Source organism: Antiquaquibacter oligotrophicus (genome assembly GCF_020535405.1).
Lineage (GTDB): Bacteria > Actinomycetota > Actinomycetes > Actinomycetales > Microbacteriaceae > Rhodoglobus > Rhodoglobus oligotrophicus.
In genome coordinates this window covers 468095-490172 of record NZ_CP085036.1, presented here as the reverse complement: position 1 = coordinate 490172, position 22078 = coordinate 468095, and the positions used below count along the sequence as shown (strand labels likewise).

At 65.1% G+C, this 22078-nt stretch carries 24 protein-coding genes; 20 read left to right on the top strand and 4 right to left on the bottom strand.

The annotated features are described in order from the left end of the window. Positions 1-74 precede the first annotated feature (74 nt). The 7 genes from lysA to prmC all read left to right on the top strand — a co-directional run bounded on the left by lysA (position 75) and on the right by prmC (position 8910). The gene (gene lysA / locus LH407_RS02390) at positions 75-1520 is read left to right on the top strand and encodes a diaminopimelate decarboxylase (protein ID WP_322132889.1); all 1446 of its coding nucleotides are present in this window, start codon (positions 75-77) and stop codon (positions 1518-1520) included. Beyond that, on the top strand, positions 1517-2827 hold the full coding sequence (locus tag LH407_RS02385) for a homoserine dehydrogenase (protein ID WP_322132890.1): 1311 nt from the start codon (positions 1517-1519) through the stop codon (positions 2825-2827). Before lysA ends, LH407_RS02385 begins: the two co-directional genes overlap by 4 nt. Before the next feature lie 7 nt (positions 2828-2834). Continuing rightward, the gene (thrC, locus tag LH407_RS02380) at positions 2835-3908 is read left to right on the top strand and encodes a threonine synthase (protein ID WP_322132891.1); all 1074 of its coding nucleotides are present in this window, start codon (positions 2835-2837) and stop codon (positions 3906-3908) included. After that, positions 3908-4843: a homoserine kinase gene (gene thrB, locus LH407_RS02375; protein WP_322132892.1), complete on the top strand. Its 936-nt coding sequence runs from the start codon at positions 3908-3910 to the stop codon at positions 4841-4843. The genes thrC and thrB overlap by 1 nt, the downstream gene beginning before the upstream one ends. A gap of 133 nt (positions 4844-4976) precedes the next feature. Next, positions 4977-6941 (top strand): transcription termination factor Rho, encoded by a 1965-nt coding sequence (gene rho / locus LH407_RS02370; protein ID WP_322132893.1) that lies wholly within the window; start codon positions 4977-4979, stop codon positions 6939-6941. 2 nt (positions 6942-6943) lie between these two features. Continuing rightward, a complete protein-coding gene (gene prfA, locus LH407_RS02365) occupies positions 6944-8023 on the top strand; it encodes a peptide chain release factor 1 (protein ID WP_322132894.1) in 1080 nt (359 codons plus the stop codon). 32 nt (positions 8024-8055) lie between these two features. After that, positions 8056-8910 (top strand): peptide chain release factor N(5)-glutamine methyltransferase, encoded by an 855-nt coding sequence (gene prmC / locus LH407_RS02360; protein WP_322132895.1) that lies wholly within the window; start codon positions 8056-8058, stop codon positions 8908-8910. Positions 8911-9028: 118 nt separating this feature from the next. Here prmC and LH407_RS02355 read toward each other — a convergent pair whose 3' ends face one another. Together LH407_RS02355 and LH407_RS02350 are read right to left on the bottom strand one after the other, a co-directional pair. Further along, complete coding sequence (locus LH407_RS02355) at positions 9029-9643, bottom strand: HAD family hydrolase (protein WP_322132896.1); 615 nt, start codon at positions 9641-9643, stop codon at positions 9029-9031. Beyond that, the gene (locus LH407_RS02350) at positions 9640-10266 is read right to left on the bottom strand and encodes an HAD-IA family hydrolase (RefSeq protein WP_322132897.1); all 627 of its coding nucleotides are present in this window, start codon (positions 10264-10266) and stop codon (positions 9640-9642) included. The genes LH407_RS02355 and LH407_RS02350 overlap by 4 nt, the downstream gene beginning before the upstream one ends. Positions 10267-10339: 73 nt before the next feature. Here LH407_RS02350 and LH407_RS02345 point away from each other — a divergent pair, with 73 nt between their 5' ends. Genes LH407_RS02345 through LH407_RS02285 form a run of 13 tightly spaced genes read left to right on the top strand, consistent with a single transcriptional unit; the run spans position 10340 to position 20905 of the window. Further along, positions 10340-10993, top strand: a complete 654-nt coding sequence (locus LH407_RS02345) for an L-threonylcarbamoyladenylate synthase (RefSeq protein WP_322132898.1) — start codon at positions 10340-10342, stop codon at positions 10991-10993. After that, on the top strand, positions 10990-12240 hold the full coding sequence (locus tag LH407_RS02340) for an MraY family glycosyltransferase (protein WP_407650653.1): 1251 nt from the start codon (positions 10990-10992) through the stop codon (positions 12238-12240). The genes LH407_RS02345 and LH407_RS02340 overlap by 4 nt, the downstream gene beginning before the upstream one ends. Further along, a complete protein-coding gene (locus tag LH407_RS02335) occupies positions 12237-12698 on the top strand; it encodes a hypothetical protein (RefSeq protein WP_322132900.1) in 462 nt (153 codons plus the stop codon). The genes LH407_RS02340 and LH407_RS02335 overlap by 4 nt, the downstream gene beginning before the upstream one ends. Positions 12699-12746: 48 nt before the next feature. Continuing rightward, a complete protein-coding gene (gene atpB / locus LH407_RS02330; RefSeq protein WP_407650611.1) occupies positions 12747-13631 on the top strand; it encodes a F0F1 ATP synthase subunit A in 885 nt (294 codons plus the stop codon). 47 nt (positions 13632-13678) lie between these two features. Continuing rightward, positions 13679-13903, top strand: coding sequence for an ATP synthase F0 subunit C (gene atpE, locus LH407_RS02325; RefSeq protein ID WP_179496337.1), 225 nt, complete (start codon positions 13679-13681; stop codon positions 13901-13903). Between the two features lie 27 nt (positions 13904-13930). Further along, positions 13931-14482 carry a F0F1 ATP synthase subunit B gene (locus LH407_RS02320; protein ID WP_322132901.1) on the top strand — a complete coding sequence of 184 codons (552 nt, stop codon included), beginning with the start codon at positions 13931-13933 and terminating at the stop codon, positions 14480-14482. Beyond that, entirely contained in the window at positions 14483-15274 is a 792-nt protein-coding gene (locus LH407_RS02315) for a F0F1 ATP synthase subunit delta (protein WP_322132902.1), read from the top strand. A 33-nt stretch (positions 15275-15307) separates the two neighbouring features. Continuing rightward, complete coding sequence (gene atpA / locus LH407_RS02310) at positions 15308-16945, top strand: F0F1 ATP synthase subunit alpha (RefSeq protein ID WP_322132903.1); 1638 nt, start codon at positions 15308-15310, stop codon at positions 16943-16945. A 41-nt stretch (positions 16946-16986) separates the two neighbouring features. Further along, the gene (locus tag LH407_RS02305; RefSeq protein WP_322132904.1) at positions 16987-17886 is read left to right on the top strand and encodes a F0F1 ATP synthase subunit gamma; all 900 of its coding nucleotides are present in this window, start codon (positions 16987-16989) and stop codon (positions 17884-17886) included. A gap of 24 nt (positions 17887-17910) precedes the next feature. Beyond that, positions 17911-19371, top strand: coding sequence for a F0F1 ATP synthase subunit beta (atpD, locus tag LH407_RS02300; protein ID WP_322132905.1), 1461 nt, complete (start codon positions 17911-17913; stop codon positions 19369-19371). Between the two features lie 2 nt (positions 19372-19373). Further along, the gene (locus LH407_RS02295) at positions 19374-19643 is read left to right on the top strand and encodes a F0F1 ATP synthase subunit epsilon (protein ID WP_322132906.1); all 270 of its coding nucleotides are present in this window, start codon (positions 19374-19376) and stop codon (positions 19641-19643) included. Between the two features lie 2 nt (positions 19644-19645). Beyond that, entirely contained in the window at positions 19646-20164 is a 519-nt protein-coding gene (locus LH407_RS02290; RefSeq protein WP_322132907.1) for an AAA family ATPase, read from the top strand. Continuing rightward, complete coding sequence (locus LH407_RS02285) at positions 20165-20905, top strand: YaaA family protein (RefSeq protein ID WP_322132908.1); 741 nt, start codon at positions 20165-20167, stop codon at positions 20903-20905. It begins immediately after the preceding gene. On the opposite strand, the gene LH407_RS02280 is transcribed toward LH407_RS02285, so the two are convergent. After that, positions 20902-21483 (bottom strand): DNA-3-methyladenine glycosylase I, encoded by a 582-nt coding sequence (locus tag LH407_RS02280; RefSeq protein WP_322132909.1) that lies wholly within the window; start codon positions 21481-21483, stop codon positions 20902-20904. The two genes, LH407_RS02285 and LH407_RS02280, sit on opposite strands and share 4 nt — an antisense overlap. Next, positions 21480-21992, bottom strand: a complete 513-nt coding sequence (locus LH407_RS02275; protein ID WP_322132910.1) for a methylated-DNA--[protein]-cysteine S-methyltransferase — start codon at positions 21990-21992, stop codon at positions 21480-21482. Before LH407_RS02275 ends, LH407_RS02280 begins: the two co-directional genes overlap by 4 nt. Positions 21993-22078 lie beyond the last annotated feature (86 nt).

Sequence of the window (22078 nt, the reverse complement as noted above, 5' to 3'; positions counted from 1 at the left end):
TACACTGGTTGCGGCTTCAGGGACCAATCCGGGTCCGCTCGCCTCACCCGTTCGAACCGCCTCGTGAGGTCATCGTGTCCAGCAATCCGCTCGCGCCGTCGTGGCTGCGTGTGCCCGCGGACGCCAACGCGCTTCCCGAGAACGTGTGGTCGATGGGTGCTTCGCGTGACTCCAGCGGTGAACTCGTGATCGCCGGGGTACGGGCATCCGACCTCGCGGCCGAGTTCGGTACACCCCTGTACGTCGTGGACGAGGCGGATGCCCGCACCCGTGCCTCGCGCATCCGCACGTCCTTCGACCGCGAGTTCGCTCGGGTCGGAAGCTCCGCGAAGGTCTACTACGCGGGTAAGGCGTTCCTGTCGACCGAGGTCGCTCGGTGGGTGACCGAGGAGGGCCTCAACATCGATGTCGCGAGTGGCGGGGAGCTCGCGGTGGCTCTCGCTGCGGGCGTCGACGCTGCCAGGCTCGGCCTGCACGGCAACAACAAGAGCCTCGCCGAGATCGACCGTGCCGTCGAGGTGGGTGTCGGTGCGATCGTCATCGACAGTGTCGTCGAAATCGAGCGTGTAGCGCAGGCCGCTGCCCGGCGCGGAGTCGTCCAGCGCGTCCGCCTTCGCATCAACAGCGGAGTCCACGCCTCGACCCACGAATACCTCGCGACCGCCCGTGAGGACCAGAAGTTCGGCATCCCGCTCGCGGATGCCCCCGCCGTTGTGGCGCAGATCCGTACGCACCCCGAACTCGAGTTCCTCGGGCTCCACTCGCACATCGGCTCGCAGATCTTCGAGTCCGATGGCTTCGCCGAGGCCGCCCACCGCCTGTTCGACCTGCACGCTCGACTCCTCGAGGGTGGTCCCGTTCCAGAACTCAACCTGGGCGGCGGTTTCGGTATCGCCTACACCTCGGTCGATGAGCCTCTCGACGTCGAGGAGATCGCGAAGCGTTTCGCCGACATCGTGGCGGAGGGCGCCGCATCGTTCGGGGTCCCCGTGCCGATCGTCGCCATCGAACCGGGGCGGTCCGTCATCGGCCCCTCGACCACGACGCTGTACCGCGTCGGCACGATCAAGGACGTCGAGGTCACGGTTCCCGGCCAGCCCGAGCAGGCGGAGCAGTCGAGCGCGGTGCGCAAGTACGTTTCCGTCGACGGTGGGATGAGCGACAACATCCGCCCCTCCCTCTACGGCGCAGACTACTCAGCCCGCATCGCGAGTCGCTTCTCCAGCGCTGAGCCAGCCCTCGTGCGGGTCGCCGGTAAACATTGCGAGTCGGGCGACATCGTTGTGCACGCCGAGTACCTTCCGGCGGATGTGGCACCCGATGACCTGCTCGCGGTTCCGGCAACAGGCGCCTACGGGTGGGCGATGGCCAGCAACTACAACTACCTCGCGCGGCCACCCGTCGTGGCCGTGCGCGATGGTCGCGCGCGAGTGATCGTCCGCGGCGAAACCGAGTCCGACCTTCTCTCGCGGGATGCCGGCATCGCCGCCGCGCCCGCACCGAACCTGGAGCGAGAATGATCGAATACCGAAACCTCCGAGTAGCCGTCCTGGGCGGTGGATCCGTTGGGTCCCAAGTCGCAAGTCTTCTGCTGGAGCACCGCGAGGAGCTCGCCGCACGCGCGGGAGCCGGACTCGAGCTCGTCGGAGTGGCCGTACGCAACCCGGATGCGGCGCGCGACACTGACATCCCACGTGAGTTGATCACGACCGACGCGGATGCCCTCATCCTCGGTGCCGACATCGTTGTCGAGCTCATCGGCGGAATCGAGCCGGCCCGCACCCTCATCCTCGGGGCGCTCGGGTCGGGTGCCGACGTCATCACGGCGAACAAGGCGGTGCTCGCGAGCCACGGTCCCGAACTCTTCGAGGCCGCAGAGCAGGTTGGCGCCCAGCTGTACTACGAGGCGGCCGTCGGTGGGGCGATTCCGATCATCCGACCGCTTCGCGACAGCCTCGCCGGCGACCGGGTCAAACGGATCCTCGGCATTGTCAATGGCACGACCAACTACATTCTCGACCGCATGGACACCCAGGGGGACAGCCTCGAGGAGGCGCTCGCCGAGGCGACAAGGCTCGGGTACGCGGAGGCCGATCCCACCGCGGACATCGAGGGCTACGACGCCGCGGCGAAGGCCGCGATCCTTGCGAGCCTCGCCTTCCACACCACAGTTCCACTGGATGCCGTGCACCGCGAGGGCATCACCGCGCTCACCCGCGACGAGGTCCTCTCCGCGCGCGAGGCCGGGTACGTCGTGAAGCTCCTGGCCGTATGCGAGCGGATCGACGCTGACGGGGTCGAGGGTGTGTCTGCTCGCGTGCATCCCGCGCTCGTGCCGCTGTCGCACCCGCTCGCTGCGGTGCACGGAGCCAACAACGCGGTCTTCGTCGAGGCAGAGGCCGCGGGCAGCCTTATGTTCTACGGAGCCGGCGCCGGCGGTGTCCCCACGGCATCGGCCGTCCTCGGCGATGTCGTCTCCGCGGCGCGACGTCACGTCGCCGGTGGCCCCGGAGTCGCAGAGTCGACTCACGCAAACCTGCCGATTCTGCCCATCTCCAGCGCGACCACGCGGTACCACGTGATCCTCGAGGTGGCAGACGAGCCGGGTGTGCTCGCGACCATCGCACAGCTCTTCAGTGAGCACGACGTTTCCGTTGAAGCGGTGTCGCAAACCGTGCCAGACGGTCAGGAGGGCTCGCGACCCACCGCTACCCTTGTCATTGTTACGCACGAAGCGGCCGAGTCAGCTCTGGCCGCGACCGTGACGTCGCTCGCGGCGAGTCCTGTCGTCTCCAGCGTCGTATCCGTCCTGCGAGTTGAAGGATAACCAGAACGTGGCCCACCAGTGGCGCGGAGTTCTCCGCGAATATGCCGACCGCCTCGACATCTCTGAGGCGACCCCCATCGTGACCCTCGGGGAGGGCGGCACGCCGCTCATTCCCGCTGCGGCGCTGAACCGTCGAACGGGCGCGAATGTGTGGGTCAAGTTCGAAGGAATGAACCCCACCGGGTCGTTCAAGGATCGCGGGATGACGATGGCCGTGTCCAAGGCTGTCGAGCATGGAGCGAAGGCCATCATCTGCGCCTCGACCGGTAACACGTCGGCGTCCGCCGCGGCCTACGCGGCGCACGCGGGCATCACGGCAGCCGTGCTCGTTCCCGAGGGCAAGATCGCCATGGGCAAGCTCAGCCAGGCCATCGCCCACAACGGTCAGCTCATTCAGTTGCAGGGCAACTTCGACGACTGTCTCGAGATCGCTCGCGAACTCGCCGAGAACTACCCAGTCCACCTCGTCAACTCGGTCAACAACGACCGCATCGAGGGACAGAAGACGGCTGCTTTCGAGGTCGTCGAGGTTCTCGGTGACGCGCCGGACTTCCACATCGTGCCCGTCGGCAACGCCGGTAACTACACGGCATACCACCGTGGCTACACCGAGGAGCTCGCCGTGGGTGCCACCACGAAGATGCCGAGGATGTTCGGTTTCCAGGCCGCGGGTAGCGCCCCCATCGTCGCGGGCGAGATCGTCAAGAATCCGGACACGATTGCCTCGGCCATCCGTATCGGCAACCCGGCGAGCTGGGAACTGGCCCTTGCCGCCCGTGACAACAGCGACGGCTACTTCGGTGCCATCAGCGACGAGAAGATCCTCGAGGCGCACCGCATCCTGTCGGCCGAGGTCGGCATCTTCGTTGAGCCGGCGTCGGCGATCAGTGTCGCCGGACTGCTCGAGCGTGCCGAGGCCGGAGCCATCCCGAAGGATTCGACGGTTGTGCTCACGGTCACCGGTCACGGTCTCAAGGATCCGCAGTGGGCGCTCAAGACCGCGAGCGGTGACGATGTGACACCCACCATCGTGCCGGTCGACACGGCAGAGGTCGCCTCCGTTCTGGGACTCGTCGGCTGATGACGAGCCTCGTCGGTCGTTCGGTTCACGTTCGTGTGCCCGCCACGTCGGCCAACCTCGGGCCCGGTTTCGACACGCTCGGACTCGCTCTCGCGCTCTACGACGAGCTCGATGTCACGGCAATCGAGTCCGGGGTCGAGATCGAGGTGCACGGCGTCGGAGCGGGCGAGGTTCCGACGGATGACTCGCATCTCGTCATCCGTTCGATCAAGCACGCGTTCGATCACTACTCGATCCCGATGCCCGGCATTCGCCTGGTCGCGCACAACGCGATTCCTCACGGGCGGGGCATGGGTTCGTCCGGTGCGGCGATCGTCGCCGGTGTGATGGCCGCCAAGGGGCTGCTCGAGGGTGTTGTCGACATCGACTCCGACGATCTGCTTACGCTCGCGACCGAGCTGGAAGGGCATCCCGACAACGTCGCACCCGCGATCTTCGGCGGCCTGACCATTGCATGGGTCACCCCGGACGGACCGCGCGCCAAGAAACTCATCGTCCATCGCGGTGTCTCGCCCGTTGTGCTCGTGCCGGCCGCGACCATGTCGACGGCGCTGGCTCGGAGCCTGCAGCCCGAGTCGGTTCCGCATGCGGATGCCGTCTTCAACCTGTCGCGGTCCGCCCTGCTGATCGCTGCGCTCATCCAGAGCCCCGAATTGCTTCTTGAAGCCACCGAGGACCGACTGCATCAGGACTACCGAGCCAGCGCCATGCCGGAGACCAACGAGCTCGTCCGGCTGTTGCGTTCGCAGGGTCTCGCGGCTGTCGTCTCGGGCGCAGGACCCTCGATCCTCGTTCTCGGAAGTGATCCGTCGCAGCGCGCGCGAGCGGCGGAGCTCGTCTCGGAGCAGTCGGCGAACCCCTGGGAGGCCCTGATGCTCGCCGTGGACTTCAAAGGTGCTACAGTGTTTTCGCACGAGGTAGCAGAACCGGCCTAGCCGACACTCCCTCACTACGCACCATCACCCTCGCTCCGCCCGCCATTCCCGTGCACTCGCTCGCGGTGGGCAGCGATCAGCTCTCCCGCAGGGATGAATCACATACCCGCAGGGGAAAGGAACCCCACACATCGTGACCGACGTCAACACGTCCAACCTGAGCACCCTCAAACTCGCAGAGCTTCAGACTCTCGCCGCTTCGCTCGGCATCAGCGGCGCCTCCAAGCTGCGTAAGGGCGAGCTCGTGAAGGCCATCACCGAGAACGGCGCCCCGTCCACCGGTGCGAGCACCGAGCCCACCGCCACGGAGCAGCCTGCCACGACGGAGCAGCCCGCCGACACTCAGCAGCCCGCCGGCGAGACTGCGCCGTCGCAGACCGCGGCCGAGCCGGTCGCACGTAAGCGCACCTCCCGCCGAGTGACGAGCGCTGACACCGAGGTCATCGCCGCCGCGCCCGTGCTCGCGGGTGCCCCGATCGTCGATCTTCCCGCCGAGGCGATCGCTCCTCGCCGCGCGTCCAAGCTCGTCACCACCGACCTGGGTATCGAACTTCCCGAGGGTCCCACCGGGCACACACCGCCCGCCGAGAGCGACAACTCCGACGACGCCGAGGGTGAGAACACCCAGGGTCGCGGCCGCGGTCGCAACCGCAATCGCGGCGACCGCGGTGACCGTCAGCAGAACGACCGCAACGGTGACCGTCAGCAGAACGATCGCAACGGTGACCGCCAGCAGGGTGATCGCAACGGCGACCGCCAGCAGAACGATCGCAACAACGATCGCCAGCAGGGCGAGCGCCAGAACAACCGCCAGCAGGGCCAGCAGCGCTCTGAGGTGGATGCCGAGCAGCAGGAGCGCTCCGGCCGTAACCGGTACCGCGACCGCAAGCGCGGACGCGGGGGAGCCCTCGCCGACGACTTCGAGCCCGAGATCACCGAAGACGACATCCTCATCCCCGTCGCGGGCATCCTCGATGTTCTCGACAACTACGCCTTCGTGCGCACCACCGGTTACCTCCCGGGCAACAACGATGTCTACGTCTCGCTCGGCCAGGTCAAGAAGTACAACCTGCGCAAGGGAGACGCCGTGGTCGGCGCCATCCGCCAGCCGCGTGAGGGCGAGCAGGGCCAGGGCCGCCAGAAGTACAACGCGATCGTGAAGATCGACTCGATCAACGGCCAGGCCGTCGAGGAAGCCGCGAACCGCGTCGAGTTCGGCAAGCTCACCCCGCTCTACCCCCAGGAGCGTCTGCGCCTGGAGACGGAGCCGCAGAAGCTCTCGACCCGCATCATTGACCTCGTGTCGCCGATCGGTAAGGGTCAGCGCGGACTCATCGTCTCGCCGCCCAAGGCGGGCAAGACGCTCGTGCTGCAGGCCATCGCCAACGCGATCTCCAAGAACAACCCCGAGGTTCACCTCATGGTTGTGCTCGTCGACGAGCGCCCCGAAGAGGTCACCGACATGCAGCGCACGGTCAAGGGTGAGGTCATCGCCTCGACCTTCGACCGTCCGGCCGAAGACCACACCACGGTCGCCGAGCTCGCCATCGAGCGTGCCAAGCGTCTCGTCGAACTCGGCCACGATGTTGTTGTGCTCCTCGACTCGATCACTCGACTCGGTCGTGCGTACAACCTCTCGGCACCCGCATCCGGTCGTGTTCTCTCGGGTGGTGTCGACTCGTCGGCGCTCTACCCGCCCAAGCGCTTCTTCGGTGCTGCTCGCAACATCGAGGAGGGTGGTTCGCTCACCATCATCGCCACGGCCCTGGTCGAGACCGGTTCCAAGATGGACGAGGTCATCTTCGAGGAGTTCAAGGGCACCGGCAACATGGAGCTTCGCCTGTCGCGTCACCTTGCCGACAAGCGCATCTTCCCGGCCGTCGACGTGAACGCCTCTGGTACTCGTCGCGAGGAGATGCTGCTCGGCGCCGAAGAGGTCAAGGTCACCTGGAAGCTGCGTCGCGCCCTTGCCGGTCTCGACCAGCAGCAGGCGCTCGAGATCGTTCTCGGCAAGCTCAAGGAGACTCAGTCGAACGTCGAGTTCCTCATGCTCGTGCAGAAGTCGATGCCGAGCACCAACGGTCACAAGGAGGACTAGTCATGTTCGAGTCAGTGCAACCGCTGCTGGCCGAACATGATGAGCTAGAGGGCCAGCTCGCTGACCCCGATCTCCACTCAGACCCGGTCAGGGCCAAAAAGGTCAACCGCCGCTATGCCGAGTTGTCGCGCATCGCTGCCGCGTACCGCGAGTGGAACCAGCTGACGGATGATCTCGCCGCTGCCACCGAGATGGCGGCGGAGGACGAGTCCTTCGCAGCCGAGATCCCCGGTCTGACCGAATCGCTCGAAGTGGCACAGGAAAAGCTTCGACGCCTCCTGATCCCGCGCGACCCCAACGATTCCCGTGACGTCATCATGGAGATCAAGATGGGCGAGGGTGGTGCCGAGTCGGCGCTCTTTGCCGGTGACCTCCTGCGGATGTACCTCCACTACGCCGAGTCGAAGAAGTGGAAGACCGAGATCATTGAGCAGACCTCGAGCGATCTCGGTGGCATCAAGGACGTCCAGGTCGCGTTCAAGGGCACCTCGAGCGACCCCGCCGAGGGTGTGTGGGCCCACCTCAAGTACGAGGGTGGTGTCCACCGCGTGCAGCGTGTGCCCGCGACGGAGTCGCAGGGCCGCATTCACACTTCGGCTGCCGGCGTGCTCGTCTTCCCCGAGGTGGACGAGCCCGAAGAGGTCGAGATCAACCAGAACGATCTCAAGATCGACGTCTACCGTTCGAGCGGCCCCGGTGGCCAGTCCGTCAACACGACGGACTCTGCGGTGCGCATCACGCACCTCCCGACCGGGATCGTCGTGGCCATGCAGAACGAGAAGAGCCAGCTCCAGAACCGTGAGGCCGCGATGCGCGTCCTGCGCGCTCGCATCCTCGCCCACCACCAGGAGAAGGCCGACGCCGAGGCCGCCGAGTTCCGCAAGGGTCAGATTCGCACGATGGATCGCTCGGAGCGTATCCGCACGTACAACTTCCCCGAGAACCGCATCGCCGATCACCGCACCGGATACAAGGCCTACAACCTCGACGCCGTGATGAACGGCGCGCTCGAGCCCGTCATCCAGTCCTGCATCACAGCGGACGAGGAAGCGCGTCTCGCCGACCTCGGAAACGACTCCTAACCCGAACCCCACGGGCGCTCGCCCTTCCCGCAATGAACCTCAGAGATTCCGTAGACCGCGCCACCGCGATCCTCGAGAGTGCCGGAGTGCCCGGTGCGCGCGTGGATGCCGAACTCCTCGTCGGGCACGTGCTGGGCATCAGCCGGGGTGGTGTTCAGGCTCGCGTTATCACGGAGGCCGCCCTCGGCCCCGACGAGGCGATCGCGTTCGCTGAGTTCGTTGAGCGCCGCGCAGCACGGGAGCCTCTGCAGCACATCACCGGTGTGGCATATTTCCGTTCACTCGAACTGGCGGTCGGTCCCGGGGTCTTTGTGCCTCGGCCCGAAACGGAAGTCGTGGTGCAGTACGCCATCGATGCTCTTCGGTCCGTTGCATCCGCCGAGCCCGTCGCTGTCGACTTGGGCACGGGTAGCGGCGCGATCGCTCTAGCTATGGCGACGGAAGTTCCGCACGCGCGGGTCTTCGGGGTCGAAGTATCACCCAAGGCGTATGTGTGGACGCGCCAGAACTTCCGCTCCGTCGGTGCCGACAACGCCACTCCCGTCTTCCACGACCTTGCCGAGGCTCTCCCCGAACTCAACGGTCTCGTGGATGTCGTCATCTCGAATCCCCCCTACATCCCGCAGCGCGCTATTCCGCGCGATCCGGAGGTTCGTTTCCACGATCCGGAGCTAGCCCTCTACGGCGGCGAGGACGGCCTGGATGTCGTGCGGCAGGTTTCGCGTCGGGCGCTGGACCTGCTCCGCCCGGGTGGCACTCTCGTTCTCGAGCACGGCGAGTTGCAGGCCGCGCCGATCGCCGCGCTCCTCAGCGCGGACGGGTGGACCGCGGTAGCCCACCACCGCGACCTCACCGGCCGCGACCGAGCGACGACGGCCCTCCGCTAACCACGGGGACGTCGCTCAGCGTCGCACCGCGCGCGCAGGTTTGTTCACTGCGCGTGAGTTCATACGAGCGCGACGAACCCAAACCTTCGCGCAACCAAATCTGCTGCTCGCAGCGCCATCACGCGTGCGCGGCGGCGAACTCCTCGATTGCCCGGCGCATGCCGGACGGTTCCGTGAAAAGGTGCGAGGTGATGCCAACGCTCCGAGCACCCGCGATATTGATGGCGAGGTCGTCAGCGAAGAAGGCGTCGGATGCCGGCACACCATACGACTCGAGTACGCGCTCGAACACCTCCCGCTCGGGCTTGCGCGCTCCGTAGTCGCTGGAGGTGAACAGGTGCTCGCCGAACACGTCCGTCAGCGCGGGAGCAACCGTGCGCAGGTGTTTGGAGATGAGCGGTCCGTTGTTGGTGAGGAGTGTGACCTGCCCGAGCTCGGCCGCGCGGCGTACGGCGTCGATCGACTCCGGGAACGGCGTCATCGCGGCTCCGCGGATGCGCACCCACTCGTCCTCGTCGATGTCGAACTCCAGCGCACGGCGCACCGCGTCGAGGTAGTCATCCGGCGACGCGAAGCGGCCAGCCTCCGCTGCCCACTCGCCGTCGTCATGCCACCATCGTCGCCGCAGCTCGGCGAGGTCGTGGCCCGTCAGATCGGTGAGTGCGCGCATCCGCACACTCCAGTCGTAGTCGTACAGCACGTCGTCCATGTCGAAGATGAACAGCAGAGTCATCGGGCGGCGAACTCCTCGATCGCGGTGAGCAGAGCGTCTGTCTGGTAAACGCCGTTGAGCTGAGTGAAGTGGTGTGCGGTGATCCCGACGGCGGCTGCACCCGCACAATTGGCTGCGGAGTCGTCGGCGAAGAAGGCATCCTTCGATTCGATGCCGTACGCGCCTAGCGCGCGGAGGTAGGCGAGTTCGTCGGGCTTCTTTGCTCCGAGCGAGGAACTCACGAGCACGTTGCCCCCGAGTATCTCGATGACGTCGGGCACCAGCAGGGGGAGTGCGGCCGCGGTCGCCGCGGGGTTGTTGGAGAGCAGCGACACCGCTCCGAGCTGTGAGGCCCTCCTGAGCGCCGCGACGCTGCCGTCGATGCGTGTCATTGCTCGAGCCCGCGCCGATGCCCACTCCTCGAGCGACAGCCTCCGTGTGTGCGTGACGAGTGCAAAGTGGTCGAGGTATTCGTCGGCCGTTCCCCACTCGCCGACCTCTGCGCGTGCTTCGTACCCGTCTGCCCACCACGAACGGGCGAGGTGGTACTGGCTCGAGCCGGTGAGCTCGGCCAGCGCAGGGAGTCGTCGGCGGAAATCGTACGCGTACAGCGTCTTGTCGAGATCGAAGAAGTAGTAGTCCACGGCCCCATCAGTCTGCCAGCAGTGGGCGCCGTCACAGGTCCCTCGGTGCGCCTGCCGGTACGATGAGGGCACCATGGCCCCAGTTTTCGATTGCTCGGTGGAGGCTGAACTTCTCACCGGCATGCGCTTGGCGCGTGCGGCCATCGGCCGCGGCGATCTCGTCGTTATCCCCACCGACACCGTGTACGGAGTCGCCGCCGACGCGTTCTCGCCGAGCGCCGTGGAGAAGCTCGTTACCGCCAAGGGCCGCACGCTTGCTGCCCCGCCTCCCGTGCTCATTCCGGGTATTCCCACACTCGATGCCCTCGCCGAGTCGGTCCCCGACGAGGTGCGAGCGCTCGTGGCGGAGTACTGGCCCGGAGGGCTCACCGTGATCCTCACCGCACGCAGCACCCTGAACTGGAATTTGGGCGAGACCAAGGGCACGGTCGCCTTGCGGATGCCGTCGCATCCGATCGCGCTCGAACTGCTCTCGGAGACCGGCCCCCTTGCCGTCTCCAGCGCCAACACGACCGGTGACCCCGCCGCGACGACGGCAGAAGAAGCGGAACGGATGCTCGGCGACTCGGTTGCCGTCTACCTCGACGGCGGCCTCGGCGGAACGGTGGCCTCCACCATCGTGGATGCCACGGGCCTCAGCACTCCCGGTGGGCGCGCGCGCATCGTGCGGGAGGGTGCCATCCCGTCGTCGGACATCCGGGCGATCCTGGGGGACCGGTGCGAATAGTTTTTTACGTGCTCGTGACGGGCATTTCGGCCGTCGTGACCTTCGGGCTCGCGTGGTTGATCTGGCGTCTGTCGACGAAGTACAAGCTCTATCCGGGCATCCGGGAACGTGACGTTCACACGACGCCTACGCCCCGGTTGGGTGGCGTCGCCATGTTTCTTGGTGTGCTCGCCGCCTTCGGTGCGGCATCGTTCATCCCACAACTGAGCCTCGTGTACGCGGACCCGGCCCCGGTGCTTGGCCTTCTCGGTGCTGCCCTCATCATCGTGCTCCTCGGTGTCGCCGACGACCTGTGGGATCTGGATTGGCTCACCAAACTCGCCGGCCAGATCATTGCGGCCGGTCTCCTCGCCTGGCAGGGCTTCCAGCTGTCGACGTTGCCCATCGGCGGCCAGGTGATTGTCTCGCCCTACGTGTCCCTCATCATCACGATCTTGGCGATCGTGCTCGTGATGAATGCGATCAACTTCATCGACGGTCTCGACGGTCTCGTTGCCGGTGTCGCACTCATCGCCAACGGTGTGTTCTTCGTGTACGTCTACATCCTGCAGGCGCGAGCGCAGACCGAGTACTTCAATCTCGCCTCGCTCACGACCGCGGTGCTCATTGGCGCGTGTATCGGCTTCCTGCCGCTCAATTTCCACCCGGCCAAGTTGTTCATGGGTGACGCTGGAGCTCTCCTGGTCGGACTCCTCATGGCGGCATCTGCCATCTCGGTGACCGGTGCCGTTGACCCCGGCATCATCGCGCAACCGGATATCTTCAACGCCTACTTCCTAGCGGCCTACATTCCGATCCTTCTGCCTTTCGCTGTGCTCATCGTGCCGTTGCTGGATTTCGGGATGGCCATCGTCCGCCGCTTGAGGGCTGGCAAGTCGCCCTTCTCCGCGGACCGAAAGCACCTGCATCACCGCCTCCTCGACATGGGGCACTCGCACCTCCACGCCGTGCTGCTCTTCTACGGCTGGACTCTCGTGGTGGCGGTCGGGTCCCTCGGCTACGTGTTTCTGCCCTGGTATCTCCCCACGCTGTTCATTGCCGTGGGCCTCGCCATCTGCACCGTGATCACGCTCGCGCCGCTCAGTCGCCACAAGGCGCTCGAGCTCGCCGCCCAGGCAGCGGCGAAGGAGGGGTCGGATGATGCGCGCTTCGACGGTCTCGACGCTGCATCCGAATCCGAATCCGACGATGATCTCGACCTCGACTCCACGGCACCCCAAACCGCGCCCCGAAAGGCCACATCATGAAATCCGCGACCATCCTTGCTCGCGCCCTCGTCTTCGGTGCGATTCTCACGGTGGCGATCGCCATTGTCGGCTCGATCGTGGGCTTCCTCGTCGCGGGTACACCCGGCCTCGTCTCCGGACTGCTCGGAGCCGGTCTCACGGCGTTGTTCATGGCTCTGACGGCCGCCACGATCGTCGTTGGCGCGAAGGTCACGAAAAACGAGCCGTCGAGCGTCCTGTTTTTCGGCATCGTTCTCGGCGGCTGGCTCATCAAGTTCGTGTTGTTCATCGCGATCCTGCTGCTGCTGCGGGGCCAGCCTTTCCTCGAGCCGCTCGTGTTCTTCTTCGCGATCCTCGCGGCCGTCATCGGCAGCCTGGTGGTCGATGTCATCGCCTTCGTTGGGGCGCGAGTGCCCTACGTCGGGGACGTCCCGTTGCCCGGTGATCCCTCGAATGAATCGCGCACGACCCCTAAGTAATAGTGAATGCGTCCCCGATTGGGTCAGGGCGCTATCTCTTGATAGTGTTTGACGCGAACATCCCCCTTCTCATCGCCGCGTGGTAACACGCCCCGATTTTCGGAGATAGCGCTGCTACACCACGCTCTCACTCTCCTCGCCCCGTTCGCCACAGATGACGGATCCGGCGGAGAGTTCCACGGGCCCTCGCTGGAGGATTTCTTCCCGCCTGTCATCTTCTTCGAGGGCACGGTCTTCGAGATCAACCGTGTCATCCTGATCCGGTTCTTCGTTGTCGCCGTGTTGCTGCTGCTGTTCTGGCTCGGCACTCGTCGAATGAAGGTCATCCCGGGTCGCGGTCAGTCCGTGCTGGAGTTCGCCTACGGCTTCGTGCGCGACAACATCGTCTACGGCGCCCTCGGAGAGAAGGACGGCAAGCGATTCCTTCCGCTGCTCGTGACGATGTTCTTCTTCATCGTGGGAATGAACCTCACGGGAATCATCCCGGGTATCAACCTCGCCGGTAGCTCGGTATTCGGTCTGCCCATCGTGCTCGCGATCGTGTCCTACGTCGCCTTCATGTACGCGGGAATCAAGAAGCACCCCGGCGCGTTCTTCAAGAACTCGCTCTTCCCGTCGGGTGTGCCGTGGCCGCTGTACTTCATCATCACGCCCATCGAGTTCCTCTCGACCTTCATCCTTCGGCCGGTCACCCTCTCGATTCGTCTTCTCATGAACATGGTCGCGGGCCACATGCTGCTCGTGCTGTGTTTCTCGGCGACGCAGTTCTTCTTCTTCTCGACCGACCTGCCCTTCACCCTGTTCGGTGCGGGAACCCTCGCCTTCGGCTTCATCTTCACGATCTTCGAGCTTCTCGTCGCCGTGCTGCAGGCCTACGTCTTCACCTACCTCACCGCCGTCTACATCCAGCTCGCGCTGGCTGAAGAGCACTAAGCCGGCCCTGGCAACCGCCAAGGTCATATCCACGGAAGGAAACACTCGTGAACCTCGCTGAACTGACAGGTCACATCGCCCCGATCGCCTTCGGCATCGCGACCATCGGCCCCGCCATCGGCGTGGGAATCGTGGTTGGCAAGACCGTCGAGTCGGTCGCCCGCCAGCCCGAGCTGCAGGGTCGCCTCACCGGCCTCATGTTCCTCGGTATCGCCTTCACCGAGGCCCTGGCGTTCATCGCGATCGCCGTCGCCTTCATCCCCTTCCCGTAAGCCTCAGTACCCGCAAAGGAGGCAAGGATGCTCACCGCAATCCTCGCCGCAGCAGCAGAAGAGTCGCCGAACCCGCTGATCCCGGCGGTCTACGACATCATCTGGTCCGCTGTCTGCTTCGCGATCATCCTCATCTTCTTCGTGTGGAAGTTCCTTCCCACGATCAACAAGACGCTGGATGCCCGCGCGGAGGCCATCGAAGGCGGCATCAAGAAGGCCGAGATCGCTCAGGCCGAAGCTGCCGCCGCCCTCGAGGAGTACAACGCGAAGCTTGCGGAGGGTCGCGCCGAGGCTGCCGCCATTCGTGAGCAGGCTCGCGCCGACGGCAACAAGATCATCGCTGAGCTCAAGGAGCAGGCGTCGGTCGAGGCCGCGCGCGTGACCGCGACGGCTCAGGCCCAGATCGAGGCAGAGCGTCAGGCAGCTGTCGCATCCCTGCGCACCGAGGTCGGATCGCTTGCGATCGACCTGGCATCGGGTGTCATCGGGCAGAGCCTGAGCGACGACAAGAAGGCTGCAGCCCTCGTCGACCAGTTCCTGGCCGACCTGGAGAACGACGAGAAGAGCAAGGCGAAGTAAATGGGTTCAGCGACGAGGGAAGCACTGGAGGCCGCGCGGTCCGCGCTGTCGGCCGTGCCCTCCACTGACGGCCTGACGACGGCGAACGACCTGTTCGAGGCCGGACGGGTCATCGGCACGTCGGCGCAACTGCGCGCCGTGCTCGCCGACCCGGCGGCTGCCGCTGAGAACAAGAAGGCCGTTATTTCGAGCCTCTTCTCCTCACTTTCGGCTCCTGCCGTCACGCTCCTCGCGGAGATCGCGGGGTCGCGCTGGTCGACGCAGGACGACCTGCTCTCCGGGATCGAGGAGATCGCCATTCGCGCGGCCGCTCGATCGGCAGCCAAGGGTGTCTCGGTCGAGAACGAGCTCTTCTCGTTCGGCTCCGCGGTGTCGTCGGATGCACAACTCGAACTCGCCGTCGGCAGCAAGCTCGGTTCTCCCGAGTCGAAGTCACGCCTGGTGACTTCGCTCCTCGGCGGCGCGAGCAAGCAGACCGTCGCGATCGTCAATCACCTCGTGCAGCAGCCGCGTGGCCGTCGCATCGGCGAACTCGTGCGCAGCGCCGCATCCATCGTCGCGGATGAGGCGGGCCTCTCCGTCGCGACTGTTGTGTCGGCAGCCCCTCTCAGCGCAGCTCAGCTCGACCGCCTTCGTGCCGGTCTGGCCAAGCAGCACGGTCGCGACCTGCTCATCAACCAGGTCATCGACCCCTCGATCATCGGCGGTCTCCGCGTTCAGATCGGTGACGATGTCATCGACGGCAGCGTCTCCACCCGCCTCACAGACCTCAGGATTCGGCTCGCGTCCTAGCGGCCGTCACTTTCCACGGAAGGCACAACCACAATGGCAGAACTCAGCATCAGCCCGGATCAGATCCGCGATGCGCTCCAGGACTTCGTCAAGGCGTACGAGCCCGGCAAGGCGGCGGCGACCGAGGTCGGCACCGTCGTGGATGCCGGTGACGGCATCGCCCACATCGAGGGCCTCCCGGGCGCGATGGCCAACGAGCTCCTCCGCTTCGCGGACGGAACAGCGGGCCTCGCCCTCAACCTCGACGAGAACGAGATCGGCGCCATCGTGCTCGGTGAGTTCACCGGCATCGTGGAGGGCCAGGAGGTTACCCGCACGGGTGACGTCCTCTCCGTTCCCGTCGGCGACGGCTTCCTCGGCCGCGTAGTCGACCCGCTCGGAGCGCCCATTGACGGTCTCGGCGAGATCGCGTCGGAGGGTCGTCGTGAGCTCGAGCTCCAGGCTCCCGGCGTCATGCAGCGTAAGAGTGTGCACGAGCCCATGCAGACCGGTATCAAGGCCATCGACGCCATGATCCCGATCGGCCGCGGCCAGCGCCAGCTCATCATCGGTGACCGCCAGACCGGCAAGACGGCCATCGCGATCGACACGATCATCAACCAGAAGGCCAACTGGGAGTCGGGCGACACGAACAAGCAGGTTCGTTGCATCTACGTCGCCATCGGTCAGAAGGGCTCGACGATCGCGGCCGTCAAGGGTGCGCTCGAAGAGGCCGGCGCCATGGAGTACACAACGATCGTTGCTGCTCCGGCATCCGACCCCGCCGGGTTCAAGTACCTCGCCCCCTACACCGGTTCGGCCATCGGCCAGCACTGGATGTACGGCGGCAAGCACGTCCTCATCATCTTCGATGACCTGTCGAAGCAGGCCGAGGCCTACCGCGCCGTTTCGCTCCTCCTGCGTCGTCCGCCGGGACGTGAGGCCTACCCGGGTGACGTCTTCTACCTGCACTCCCGTCTGCTCGAGCGTTGCGCCAAGCTCTCCGACGAGCTCGGTGCGGGTTCGATGACCGGTCTTCCGATCATCGAGACCAAGGCCAACGACGTCTCCGCGTACATTCCCACCAACGTGATCTCGATCACCGACGGCCAGATCTTCCTTCAGTCCGACCTGTTCAACGCCAACCAGCGCCCCGCCGTGGACGTCGGTATCTCGGTGTCGCGCGTCGGTGGTGACGCTCAGGTCAAGTCGATCAAGAAGGTCTCGGGAACACTCAAGCTCGAGCTCGCCCAGTACCGCTCGCTCGAGGCATTCGCGATGTTCGCAAGCGACCTGGATGCCACGTCCCGCCGTCAGCTCGCTCGCGGTGCACGCCTCACCGAGCTGCTCCGCCAGCCGCAGTACTCGCCGTTCCCGGTTGAGAAGCAGGTCGTCTCGATCTGGGCAGGCACGAACGGCAAGCTCGACGAGGTCCCGGTTGAGGACATCCTTCGTTTTGAGGCAGAACTCCACGACTACCTGGGCCGCAACACGAAGGTGCTCGACACCCTCCGCGACACGAACGTCCTCGACGACAACACGGTTGCTGAGCTCGAGGCGGCGGTCGACAAGTTCAAGCTCGAGTTCCAGACCGGTGAGGGCAAGCCGCTGAACTCCGTGGGTACCGAGGTCTTCGAGGAGATCGAGCCCGAGGAGATCGAGCAAGAGCGCATCGTCAAGCAAAAGCGCTGATTATCAACCGGCAACCACACTCAAGGGAAAGCAAGTAAGACATGGGAGCGCAACTTCGGGTCTACCGGCAGAAAATCCGTGCTGCCCAGACGACCAAGAAGATCACTCGGGCCATGGAGCTCATCTCCGCGTCGCGCATTCAGAAGGCGCAGCAGCGGGTGGCGGCATCCGGCCCCTACTCCCGTGCCGTCACGCGCGCGGTCTCGGCGGTCGCGACCTTCTCGAACGTCGACCACATCTTGACGACCGAGCCGGAGACGATCGATCGCGCCGCGATCGTCATCTTCTCCTCGGACCGTGGTCTCGCGGGAGCGTTCAACGCGAACGTGCTTCGCGAGGCAGGCGAGCTCGCTGCGCGCCTGCAGGGTGAGGGCAAGGAGGTCGTCTACTACCTCGTCGGTCGTAAGGCCGCCGGGTACTTCGCCTTCCGTCGTCGTGATGCGGAGCAGATCTGGACCGGGGGAACGGATTCTCCGGAGTTCGCTACTGCGAAAGAGATCGGTGACGCGGTTGTGGCCAAGTTCCTTCAGCCTGCCAGCGAAGGCGGAGTCGACGAGATTCACATCGTCTACAACCGCTTTGTCAGCATGCTGGTCCAGGAGCCCGAGGTTGTCCGCCTCCTCCCGCTCGAGGTCGTCGAGGGTGTTGAGGCTCCCGCCGAGAGCGAAGTGCTGCCTCTCTACGAGTTCGAGCCCGAAGTTGGCGATGTGCTGGATGCCCTGCTTCCCGTCTACATCGAAAGCCGCATCTTCAACGCCATGCTCCAGTCGGCCGCTGCTAAGCACGCCGCGACGCAGAAGGCGATGAAGGCCGCGAGCGACAACGCAGACAAGCTCATCAAGACGTACACGACGCTGGCCAACAACGCGCGCCAGTCCGAGATCACCCAGCAGATTTCCGAGATCGTGGGCGGCGCAGACGCCCTCGCCTCGGCGAAGTAGTTCATACAAGGAAGAGAACAGATCATGGCTACCGCTACGAAGAAGGCCCCAGAGGCCGGCGCAGTGACCGGCGTCGGGCGTATTGCGCGCGTCACCGGCCCCGTTGTCGATATCGAGTTCCCGCACGACGCGATTCCCGGCATCTACAACGCGCTCAAGACCACCGTCACTCTCGGTGAGGGCACGCAGGAGATCACGCTCGAGGTAGCACAGCACCTCGGTGACGACCTGGTCCGCGCCATCGCACTGAAGCCGACCGACGGCCTCGTTCGTGGCCAGGAGGTGCGCGACACGGGCGAGCCGATCACGGTTCCCGTTGGCGACATCACCAAGGGCAAGGTGTTCAACGTCATCGGTGAGGTGCTCAACGGTGAGCCCGGCGAGAAGCTCGAGATTACCGAGCGCTGGCCGATCCACCGCAAGCCCCCGGCATTCGACCAGCTCGAGTCGAAGACCGAGCTCTTCGAGACCGGCATCAAGGTCATCGACCTCCTCACCCCCTACGTGCAGGGTGGAAAGATCGGCCTCTTCGGTGGTGCCGGTGTCGGTAAGACCGTGCTCATCCAGGAAATGATTCAGCGCGTCGCGCAGGACCACGGTGGTGTGTCCGTGTTCGCCGGTGTCGGCGAGCGCACCCGTGAGGGCAACGACCTCATCGGTGAGATGGAAGAGGCGGGCGTCTTCGACAAGACGGCACTTGTCTTCGGTCAGATGGATGAGCCGCCGGGAACGCGACTTCGTGTCGCGCTCTCCGCGCTCACGATGGCCGAGTACTTCCGTGACGTGCAGAAGCAGGATGTTCTGCTCTTCATCGACAACATCTTCCGCTTCACGCAGGCCGGTTCCGAGGTGTCGACCCTTCTCGGTCGTATGCCGTCGGCCGTGGGATACCAGCCGAACCTCGCCGACGAGATGGGTCTCCTTCAGGAGCGCATCACCTCGACTCGTGGTCACTCGATCACGTCGCTCCAGGCGATCTACGTTCCTGCTGACGACTACACCGACCCGGCTCCGGCAACGACGTTCGCGCACCTCGATGCGACCACGGAGCTCAGCCGTGAGATCGCGTCGAAGGGTCTCTACCCTGCGGTGGACCCCCTGACCTCGACGAGCCGCATCATGGACCCCCGTTACTTGGGTGAGGACCACTACCGCGTCGCGACCAGCGTCAAGGCGATCCTGCAGAAGAACAAGGAACTCCAGGAGATCATCGCCATCCTCGGTGTCGACGAGCTCTCCGAAGAGGACAAGATCACGGTGTCGCGTGCGCGCCGCATCCAGCAGTTTCTCTCGCAGAACACCTACATGGCCAAGAAGTTCACGGGTGTCGAGGGTTCGACCGTTCCGCTCAAGGAGACCATCGAGTCGTTCGACGCGATCGTTCGCGGTGACTTCGACCACGTGGCAGAGCAGGCGTTCTTCAACGTCGGTGCGATCTCGGACGTCGAAGAGGCGTGGGCTCGCATCCAGAAGGAGAACGGCTAATCATGGCCGAACTCACCGTGAGCGTTGTCTCTGCCGACCACGAGGTGTGGTCGGGCAAGGCGAAGCAGATCATCGCGCGCACGACCGAGGGTGAGATTGGAATCCTGCCCGGTCACGAGCCTCTTCTCGCGATCCTCGCGACCGGTGAGGTCCGTGTCACGACGGTCGACGGCAGCGTTGTTCGCGCGAGCGCCGACGATGGATTCCTTTCGGTCGAGCACGACACGGTCACGGTTGTCGCGCGCGACGCCGAATTGGCGACTACGGTCTAGTCATGCTTGTGGTCATGGCGGGTTTGCCCGGCACTGGTAAGTCCACGATCGGTCAGGTTGTGGCGAGCCGTCTGGGCATCCCCGTCGTGCCGGTCGACCCGATCGAGACGGCGATCCTTCAAGCGGGGATCGCGAGCGACCAGCCAACCGGTCTCGCGGCATATCTCGTGGCGGAAACGCTCGCGGAGCGCGTGCTGGAGGCTGGCACCGGAGTCCTCATCGATGCGGTGAACGCGGTTGCCCCCGCTCGCGAGCAATGGGTGCACCTGGCTGCTCGCACCGGCGAGCCCATCCGGTTCATCGAGGTTGTCTGCTCGGACCCCGACTTGCACCGCGAGCGGATCGAATCGTGGCGGCGGAGTATGCCGCACATTCAGCTCACGTGGAACGCGGTCGAGCAGAGTCTCGACGACTACTCCGAGTGGACCGGGGAGAGCGCTGCGATCGCACGCATCACTCTGGATTCGGTCGAGCCTCTTGGCACCAACGTCGAACGCGCCGTCGCGTTTCTCCAGTCCTAGGTGCTTGTCCTTCTTCCTCCGTCCGAGACGAAGCGTGACGGAGGCGACGGTCTTCCGCTCGATCTCGGCTCGCTGTCGTTCCCGGAACTGACGGAGCCGCGATCTCGCGCAGTGTCGGCGCTCGTTGAACTCTCGACCGATTCGGAACGCTCGTTCACCGCTCTCGGGCTCGGTCCTCAGCAGGGTATTGAGGTGGAGCGCAATCGTGCCCTCACGAGTTCCGCAACGATGCCGGCGATCGATCGCTATACCGGCGTGCTGTACGACGGACTCGCGGCCGGCGAGTTGAGTGACGCGGCGCGTGCGTTCGCGCGCGAGCATGTCGCGATTCACTCGGCTCTCTTTGGGCTGCTGTCGGCCGACGACCGGATTCCCGCGTATCGGCTCTCGCACAATTCGAGACTTCCGAAGACACCCCTGCGGGGCCTTTGGCGTGGGCCTATCTCGGAGATTCTTGCGCTACGCCGCGGCCTCGTGATCGACCTGCGTTCTGAGGCGTACGCCGCGCTCGGCCCGGTGTCGTCCGACGGGCTTTATGTGCGCGTGGTGAGCGAGGGCGCCGACGGCCGCAGAAAGGCACTCAGCCACTTCAACAAGAAGGCGAAGGGCGAGTTCGTTCGGGCGATCGTCGAGGCTGGGGTCGAGCATCCGACCGCGGAGAGTTTGCTCGAATGGGCACACGGCTCGGGTCATCGGCTGGAGCGCGGTCGCGAGGGTGAGCTGGAGCTCGTCGCGGTTTAGCGGGCTCGGAAGCATCCCACGACGTGATCATCGACGAGTCCTGCCGATTGCATGAGTGCGTACATCGTTGTGGGGCCGACGAATCGGAATCCGCGGGCGCGAAGTTCGGCGCTGAGGGCAGTGGACTCGGCGGTCACAGCAGGAATCTCGGCGAGCGATGATGGTCGCTTTGCACGCTCGGGCGGTGCGAAGGACCAGATGAGTTCGTCGAGCGCGTTGTCGCCCTCCTCCGCGAGTCGACGCGTAGCCCGTGCGTTGCCGATGGTGGCAAGGATCTTGGCGCGATTACGGATGATGCGCTCGTTCGCCATGAGTCGTGCGATGTCATCCTCGCCGTAGCCCGCCACGATCGCGGCGTCGAAGCCGTCAAACGCGGCGCGAAAACCGTCTCGACGTTTGAGAATTGTGATCCAGGACAGACCAGCTTGGAACGCTTCCAACGAAATCTTCTCAAAGAGCGGCCGGTCACCGTGGAGGGGATAGCCCCACTCTTCGTCGTGGTAGCGAAGGTATTCCGAGTCGTTCCCGGCCCACGCGCAGCGTGAAATTCCGTCGGCCCCCACCGTGACGCCGCTCACAGATGCGGTATCCCCTCGTGGTCGAGGAGCCACACTTTGGTGGGGATGCCGTTGCCTCCGCTGTATCCGGTGATCTTGCCGTTCGAGGCGAGCACACGATGGCACGGCACGATAAGGGGGATGGGGTTGGCGCCGACCGCTCCGCCGACGGCGCGACCGGCGGTCGCTCGACCGGTGGCAATGCCGAGCTCGCCATACGATGCCACCTCGCCGAACGGAACGTTCGACAGCTGATCCCAGATGGACCGCTGGAACTCGGTGCCCACCATAACAACGGGCAGATCGAACTCGCGACGTTGCCCCACGAAGTACTCGCGAAGCTGCGTTATTGCGCCGTCGAGAACGGGCGCGTTCGCCTCGTCTTTCTCTTCCCACGGCAGATGTCCGTCGCGTTCGATCGAGAGCGACACGATCGACTGACCGTCGCTACCGATCTCGATACGGCCGATCGGGGAGTCGATTCGGCGCAGGAACGGAGGTGGACTTGGACGAAGGGTTCGGCTGGGCATGGGACGAGGCTAACGCCCTCAACCGACGTGCTTCTCGCGGATATCGGACCTGAGGATCGACGTCACGCCTGCTCGATGGGGGAGGA

Coding starts and splice junctions, on each gene's coding strand:
- LH407_RS02385 (WP_322132890.1), top strand. CDS start 1,517: ATGATCGAATACCGAAACCTCCGAGTAGCCGTCCTGGGCGGTGGATCC.
- thrB (WP_322132892.1), top strand. CDS start 3,908: ATGACGAGCCTCGTCGGTCGTTCGGTTCACGTTCGTGTGCCCGCCACG.
- prfA (WP_322132894.1), top strand. CDS start 6,944: ATGTTCGAGTCAGTGCAACCGCTGCTGGCCGAACATGATGAGCTAGAG.
- prmC (WP_322132895.1), top strand. CDS start 8,056: ATGAACCTCAGAGATTCCGTAGACCGCGCCACCGCGATCCTCGAGAGT.
- LH407_RS02355 (WP_322132896.1), bottom strand. CDS start 9,643: ATGACTCTGCTGTTCATCTTCGACATGGACGACGTGCTGTACGACTAC.
- LH407_RS02345 (WP_322132898.1), top strand. CDS start 10,340: ATGGCCCCAGTTTTCGATTGCTCGGTGGAGGCTGAACTTCTCACCGGC.
- LH407_RS02335 (WP_322132900.1), top strand. CDS start 12,237: ATGAAATCCGCGACCATCCTTGCTCGCGCCCTCGTCTTCGGTGCGATT.
- LH407_RS02320 (WP_322132901.1), top strand. CDS start 13,931: ATGCTCACCGCAATCCTCGCCGCAGCAGCAGAAGAGTCGCCGAACCCG.
- LH407_RS02315 (WP_322132902.1), top strand. CDS start 14,483: ATGGGTTCAGCGACGAGGGAAGCACTGGAGGCCGCGCGGTCCGCGCTG.
- atpA (WP_322132903.1), top strand. CDS start 15,308: ATGGCAGAACTCAGCATCAGCCCGGATCAGATCCGCGATGCGCTCCAG.
- LH407_RS02305 (WP_322132904.1), top strand. CDS start 16,987: ATGGGAGCGCAACTTCGGGTCTACCGGCAGAAAATCCGTGCTGCCCAG.
- atpD (WP_322132905.1), top strand. CDS start 17,911: ATGGCTACCGCTACGAAGAAGGCCCCAGAGGCCGGCGCAGTGACCGGC.
- LH407_RS02295 (WP_322132906.1), top strand. CDS start 19,374: ATGGCCGAACTCACCGTGAGCGTTGTCTCTGCCGACCACGAGGTGTGG.
- LH407_RS02290 (WP_322132907.1), top strand. CDS start 19,646: ATGCTTGTGGTCATGGCGGGTTTGCCCGGCACTGGTAAGTCCACGATC.
- LH407_RS02275 (WP_322132910.1), bottom strand. CDS start 21,992: ATGCCCAGCCGAACCCTTCGTCCAAGTCCACCTCCGTTCCTGCGCCGA.